We start from the raw sequence: 5,441 nt of genomic DNA, 5'->3' as shown, positions 1-5,441 counted from the left end.
GGGGGATTTCGACGCCGCGCCGGGCGCGAGACGCCAGGCCCGGAAGCGAGACGCCATGCCCGGGAGCGAGACGTCATCGGCGGGGGCGGGGGCGCCGGGCGCTGGCCCGAGGTCACGCTGCGCGGCCCGGGCCCCGTCCGAGGGAATTCTGGATCCTCATCGCCTCGCAGATGATGGGCACGATCCTGCCGCGCAGATAGTCCTCCCACTGCCAACGCCGGAAGATGTTGCCCAGTGCTTCGATGTTGTTCTGCCGCTTCTTCTCGTCGCGCAGCTTCTGGCGGACGGACCCCTCGCCGTCGTCGATCCCGTACTTCCCCGACCCGTCAGCCTCGCCGACGAGCCCCCATTCTTCCCAGTACATGTCCACGAAGGTCGAGGTCCCGTCCGGGAAGATGAACTCCCGCTGGAGTTGCGGCATCGGCAGACCGGCGCGGCTGATAGTGACCCTGCTGACCGATTCGAGGACAGACTGGGCGCCCGGATCGGCGAACGCCACCACCGCCCGGGCCCTCGCGATGCCGACCCTGCCGGCAGCTGCCTCGAGCTCTGACGCCAGGTCGCCCGAGCTGCACAGATTGCGACGCAACGCCTCGTCCGCCGCACACACCGCGCCGGTGAAGGGACTCGACCGCGCGACGTCGACGATCGTCCGCGCCGGGGTCGTCACCGGGATCCCGTCCACCTCGGTCACGACGTCGGCGAGATCGAGATTGTGGCAGATCGTGTTCTTCCTGCGCCTGCTCCCGCTCCCGGGGCGGTGCCTGGTGGTGGTGACCCGCAGGGTATCCATTCCGTGGACGGGGAGGCCGTGCAACACGAGGGCCGACGTGTGGGACATCGCAGTCCCCGGGCTGATGCTCCCCGCCGCGGCCCGCGAGCGCATCTCGAGTATGGCCTCGGCCTGGTCGGGGCCGGTGGGGACGTCCGATGCGAGCGCGTAGACGCCGTGGCGAACGCGGTGGAGCTGACCCGTTCGTTCGGCGTGTTCTCGTGCTCGGCGGCTGTACCCGCGCGCGAGGAGTTCGGCTGCGGACATGACGACTGGGCGGGAGTGATCGGTGCTCATGTCCAGGCAGTATTGCGCTGGGGGAGGCGGGGATCGTCGCAGCGGGGGCCGCTTCCGGCTCGGCCTGTGGAGATGGCCGGGGTTGTGGATTCCGGGGCGCGGGCGGTCATGGGCAGACGCGTCGGAAGGAGTTCGGCGGACTGTCGGCTACTTGACGGACTGTCGGCTACTTGACCGGCTATGCACCGCCCGCGCCCCAGCCGCGCGGCCCAGCCGCGTGCCACCATGGCGTCCCGCCCACACCGCGGTGCACGCGAGACGCCATGGTCAGGGGCGGCTGCAACAGGGGCAGCTGCGGCATAGCTACTGCGACAGGGCTAGTGCGACTGGGGCGGGTGCTGCAACGGCGGCCGACGCACGGGCTGCTGCTGGAGGCGCGGCCGGACGCGGGGCCGGTCACCTCCGGGACCCACTCACCTCCTCGGCCGGGGCAGTTCGCGCGTGCGCGGGGCGTATCCCCACTGGTGGCGGCCCAACCGAGACGGCGGCAGCAGTGATCCGAAGTCGGGCAGACCGTCGTCGGCGAGCATCTCGTCGTCGATGGTCACGCTCACCACTCGTCCGAGCAGCATCGCGCTGGTGCCCAGGTCGATCACGTCATGGCGCACGCACTCGAACGCGATCGGCGCCTCGGCGACCCGTGGCGGCGCGACGACGTCCGAGGGGTCGGCGGTCAGCCCCTGCATCTCGAACTCGTCGACCTCCGGGCCGACGGGCGCCGAGGTGGCGTTCATGACCTCCATCAGCGACTCGGTGCCGATGTTCACCACGAACTCGCCCGTCTCCACGACGTTGCGATAGGTGTCCTTTCGCCCGATCGAGGTCACGGACAGGATCGCCGGGTCGGCGCAGGCGACGGTGAAGAAAGAATACGGCGCGAGGTTGGGCACCCCGTCCGCCGAGATCGTCGACACCCACGCGATCGGGCGCGGTGTGATCGACGCGGTGAGCAGGGCGTACATGCCCTTGGCCGGGGGATCATCCGGGGTGTGAACGATGCGCATCCGCCCATTGTGCCGCCGTTTGCGTTGCCGCTTCGGTCATAGCCCGGTGGGGCATGTCGACGCTGCTCTAGCGTGGGGACGAATCGACGGGTGCAAGAGTGAGCGGTCGGCGTTGACTGGTCGGCGAGCGAGAGGAGCCGGGGCTATGGCGGCGAACGACGGGATCCGGATCCCCCTGCGCGACCAGCTGTGGCTGCTCATGGACCGCCCGGACAACCTCATGTACATCAACTGTCTGGTGTGGTTCGCCGAGATCCCCGACTGGGATGAGGTCACCCGGGCCATCCAGACGCGGATGGTCGAGGCCCACCCGGTGTTCCACCGCATCCCGGTCCGCCGGGGCCGCCGCTGGTACTGGGTCGACGACCCCGACTACGACATCTCGAACCACCTCGTGCGCAGCAGGCTTCCCGAGCCGGGCGGTCGCGCCGAGGCCGAGGCCTACATCGCCGAGCAGATGGCGGTGCAGTTGCCGAAGGGGCAACCGCTGTGGCGGGCCGAGTACATCGAGGGCTACCACGGGCACGAGGGCGAGCAGGAGGGGGCGCTGATCCTGTTCCGCGTCCAGCACGGCGTCGTCGACGGGATCCGGCTCACCCAGCTCGTGCTGGGTCTGTGCGACCACGAGGACGACTCGTCCCTGCCCAGCGTCGGCCGGGATCTCGCGCCCTCCGGCGGCGGCATGCTCGGGGCGGTCACCGGGGCCGGTGCCGGACTGGCCAAGGACTCGTGGGGGATCGCCCGGGGGCTGACCGGCGCCACAGTCCGGTTCCCGCTGACGCTGGCCCGCCTGGCGCGGGACGTCGCGGCACCCGGTCGGTCACTGACGCGGGTCCCGACGCGCGTCGTGGAGTCGTTGACGGACAACATCAACGCGGAGAACCGGACCGCCAACACCTACCGGGGCGTCTTCCGTCTGCTGTTCGAGCCGCGATCCCCCGAACTGTCCTGGAGCGGAAAGGCGCACGCGGAGAAGAAGGTCTCCTGGATCGCGGGGCTCGACCTGGCGGCGGTCAAGCGGGTGGCGAAGGTGCACGACACGACCGTCACCACCGTGATGCTGGCCGCCGTGTCCAAGGCGCTCACCGAGTACCTCGACGCCCAGGGCGACCGGCGGGTCTCCGACATCAATCTCATGGTGCCGATGGCGGTCTCCCCGGTCGGTGACGAGTTGCCGGAGGAACTGGGTAACCACATCACGCTCATCCTCATGAGACTCCCGTTGTGGGTCGACGACACCGACGAGCTCATCGAGGCGATCACCACGTCGATGACGCGGGTGCGCTATTCCCTCGAGCCGCACGTCAACTTCGCCACCATGCTCACGGTGGCCGTCACGCCCGGCCCTGTGGCGCACGCGGTGATCGACCTGTTCGCCAACAAGACCGTCGGCCAGCTGACCTCGGTGCCCGGGCCCGTCTCCACCGTCTCGCTGGCCGGCACGCCGGTGTCGGGGATGCTCGGGTGGGTGCCGATGAGCGGCGACCAGGCGTTGGGGATCTGCATCTTCAGCTACGACGGCACGGTCTCCGTGGGGATCGCCACCGACGCCGAACTCATCCCCGAACCGGGAGCGGTCGCCGGGATGATCGAGGGCCAGTTCACCACGTTCGACGGCTGGTACGACGAGGACTGAGCCCGCCGCCGGCCACCGAGGGCCGGCCACCCCGGCGCCCCCACTCCCGCCGGCCCCCACTCCCGCCGGTCACCACTGCGGGGCCGGCACCTCAGGGTGCGCGGCGAACCAGGCTCCGATGTAGGACATGTCGATGCCCTGGTCCTCGGCGATCAGCTCGTACATCGTCCGGCTGTCGATCGCCTCGCGCAGGATGTCGGCGTGTCCGGAGTGGCGGGCGATCTCGTTCAGCGCGTGCATCGCCGCCCAGCGTCCGTTGAACGACGGCTGGCCGGGCGGGAACCACGGCATCTCGGCGGGTACCGGCACCGGGGCGTCGAGGTCGCACGTCCGGAGGTTGTCGAGGGCGGCGGAGTGCCGCCGGTCGAATTCGGCGAGGATCTCCTCGGCGGTGGCGTCGGGGTCGACCCGGTTGACGGTCTCGGCCCAGGCGAACGCCTCCGGCAGCGACCGCCCGGTCGCGGGCGCGTCGGGCGCGGCGGCGGCGCGGGCCGTCCAGCTCTCGGCGACCTCGCCGATGTGCAGGATGAGCCAGCCCAGCGTCAGTTCGCTGGTGGGCAGGGGGCAGGCGCGCAGCTGGTCGCCGGTGAGGCCGTGGACGATCGACCGGGCGTTGACCAGTTCGGCGTCGATCCATTCGAGCAGGTTCTCTCGCTCGGTGTCGCGGGTGGCGGGGAACAGGGGCATGACGACTCCTCGTGTGTCTGGTGTTCGTGGCGGGCAGCAGGACGACGGCGTCGGTCGGGGACGACGGCGGCGCCGCCGTGTCAATGGGTGTGGGCGTACACGTCGCGGAGCAGGCACATCTCGGCGCCGTGGTGGATGACCTCACGGTTGATGTGCAGCACCAGGGCGGCCATGGAGTACTCGGCCCACGGGCCCTCGGCCTCGCCCACGGGGGCGGCCAGGGCCTCGGCGTCGAGCGCCCGCACGCCCTCCATCCAGCCCGCGTAGGTGCGATCGAGTTGGGCGAGTCCGCCCGCGGCGTCGCCGGCGTAGGTGTGGGTCATGTAGTCGTGGGGCGGTCCGCCGAAGTGGGAGTGCCACCGGGCGCCGAGGACGCCGACGACGACGTGGCCGATCCGCCACGCGATGGTCGTCAGCGGGGCGGGCACCGGTTCGGGGAACTCGAAGTCGATGGTGTGCTCGCCCTCGCCGCCCTGCATGGGCGCGGTGCCGGTCCCGCGGGGTCGGACGTCCCAGGTGCGCTCGTCGGCGGCGGGGGAGAAGTGGTATTCGTCGTCGGTCATGCCCTCCAGGCGAGGCCGCAGTTGGCCGTTCCAGTGGAAGTCGAGTTGGTCGACGAGCTGGGCTGTCCAGTCGATGGGACGGGTCGTGGCGGTCACGGTGATCTCCTGACGGTGGTGGTGTCCGCCCAGCGTGTCAGCCCATCCGGACAGGATCGGTCCGCTGAGGGTGGGACACTGCTGGCATGACCGAGGACAGGATGCCCACCACCCAGCGCGTGCTGGGGCTGCTCGACCTGCTGCAGCGGCGATCGGTGTGGACGGGCGACGAGCTGGCGGCCGAGCTGGGGGTGACCACGCGGTCCATCCGCCGTGATGTCGACCGGCTCCGTGACCTGGGGTATCCGGTGGAATCCGAGCGCGGCGCGGGTGGTGGGTACAGGTTGGGCTCGGGCCGGCGACTGCCGCCGCTGTTGCTCGACGACCGCGAAGCCGTGGCGGTGGCGATCGCCCTGCGGCTGGCCGCGGGCGGCGCGGTGGCGGGC

6 protein-coding genes are annotated in these 5,441 nt (G+C 70.7%); 2 read left to right on the top strand and 4 right to left on the bottom strand.

The window, feature by feature from the left end; genetic code table 11:
• Nucleotides 1-112: 112 nt before the first annotated feature.
• Both G6023_RS09660 and G6023_RS09655 read right to left on the bottom strand, forming a co-directional pair.
• Nucleotides 113-1,069 (bottom strand): type IV toxin-antitoxin system AbiEi family antitoxin domain-containing protein, encoded by a 957-nt coding sequence (locus G6023_RS09660; protein ID WP_182635195.1) that lies wholly within the window; start codon nucleotides 1,067-1,069, stop codon nucleotides 113-115.
• Nucleotides 1,070-1,482: 413 nt separating this feature from the next.
• Nucleotides 1,483-2,073 carry a flavin reductase family protein gene (locus G6023_RS09655; RefSeq protein ID WP_182635193.1) on the bottom strand — a complete coding sequence of 197 codons (591 nt, stop codon included), beginning with the start codon at nucleotides 2,071-2,073 and terminating at the stop codon, nucleotides 1,483-1,485.
• A 145-nt stretch (nucleotides 2,074-2,218) separates the two neighbouring features.
• On the opposite strand from G6023_RS09655, the gene G6023_RS09650 reads away from it, so the two are divergent.
• Nucleotides 2,219-3,709 (top strand): WS/DGAT domain-containing protein, encoded by a 1,491-nt coding sequence (locus tag G6023_RS09650; protein ID WP_187700098.1) that lies wholly within the window; start codon nucleotides 2,219-2,221, stop codon nucleotides 3,707-3,709.
• Between the two features lie 69 nt (nucleotides 3,710-3,778).
• Here G6023_RS09650 and G6023_RS09645 read toward each other — a convergent pair whose 3' ends face one another.
• Together G6023_RS09645 and G6023_RS09640 are read right to left on the bottom strand one after the other, a co-directional pair.
• Nucleotides 3,779-4,396, bottom strand: a complete 618-nt coding sequence (locus G6023_RS09645; RefSeq protein ID WP_182635191.1) for a mycothiol transferase — start codon at nucleotides 4,394-4,396, stop codon at nucleotides 3,779-3,781.
• An 80-nt stretch (nucleotides 4,397-4,476) separates the two neighbouring features.
• Entirely contained in the window at nucleotides 4,477-5,034 is a 558-nt protein-coding gene (locus G6023_RS09640; protein WP_182635197.1) for a DinB family protein, read from the bottom strand.
• 107 nt (nucleotides 5,035-5,141) lie between these two features.
• Here G6023_RS09640 and G6023_RS09635 point away from each other — a divergent pair.
• Nucleotides 5,142-5,441 (top strand): helix-turn-helix transcriptional regulator (locus G6023_RS09635; protein ID WP_182635189.1); only part of this gene is annotated, 300 nt, incomplete at its 3' end.

Origin of the sequence: Dietzia sp. DQ11-71, assembly GCF_014144995.1 — a bacterium.
GTDB lineage: Bacteria > Actinomycetota > Actinomycetes > Mycobacteriales > Mycobacteriaceae > Dietzia > Dietzia kunjamensis.
The sequence above is the reverse complement of the archived record's forward strand: the minus strand, read 5'-3'. Positions and strand labels throughout refer to the sequence as shown.

What these genes read in the sequence shown, in the direction of transcription:
- G6023_RS09650 (WP_187700098.1), top strand. Translation starts at nt 2,219, where the DNA reads ATGGCGGCGAACGACGGGATCCGGATCCCCCTGCGCGACCAGCTGTGG.
- G6023_RS09655 (WP_182635193.1), bottom strand. Translation starts at nt 2,073, where the DNA reads ATGCGCATCGTTCACACCCCGGATGATCCCCCGGCCAAGGGCATGTAC.
- G6023_RS09660 (WP_182635195.1), bottom strand. Translation starts at nt 1,069, where the DNA reads ATGAGCACCGATCACTCCCGCCCAGTCGTCATGTCCGCAGCCGAACTC.
- G6023_RS09645 (WP_182635191.1), bottom strand. Translation starts at nt 4,396, where the DNA reads ATGCCCCTGTTCCCCGCCACCCGCGACACCGAGCGAGAGAACCTGCTC.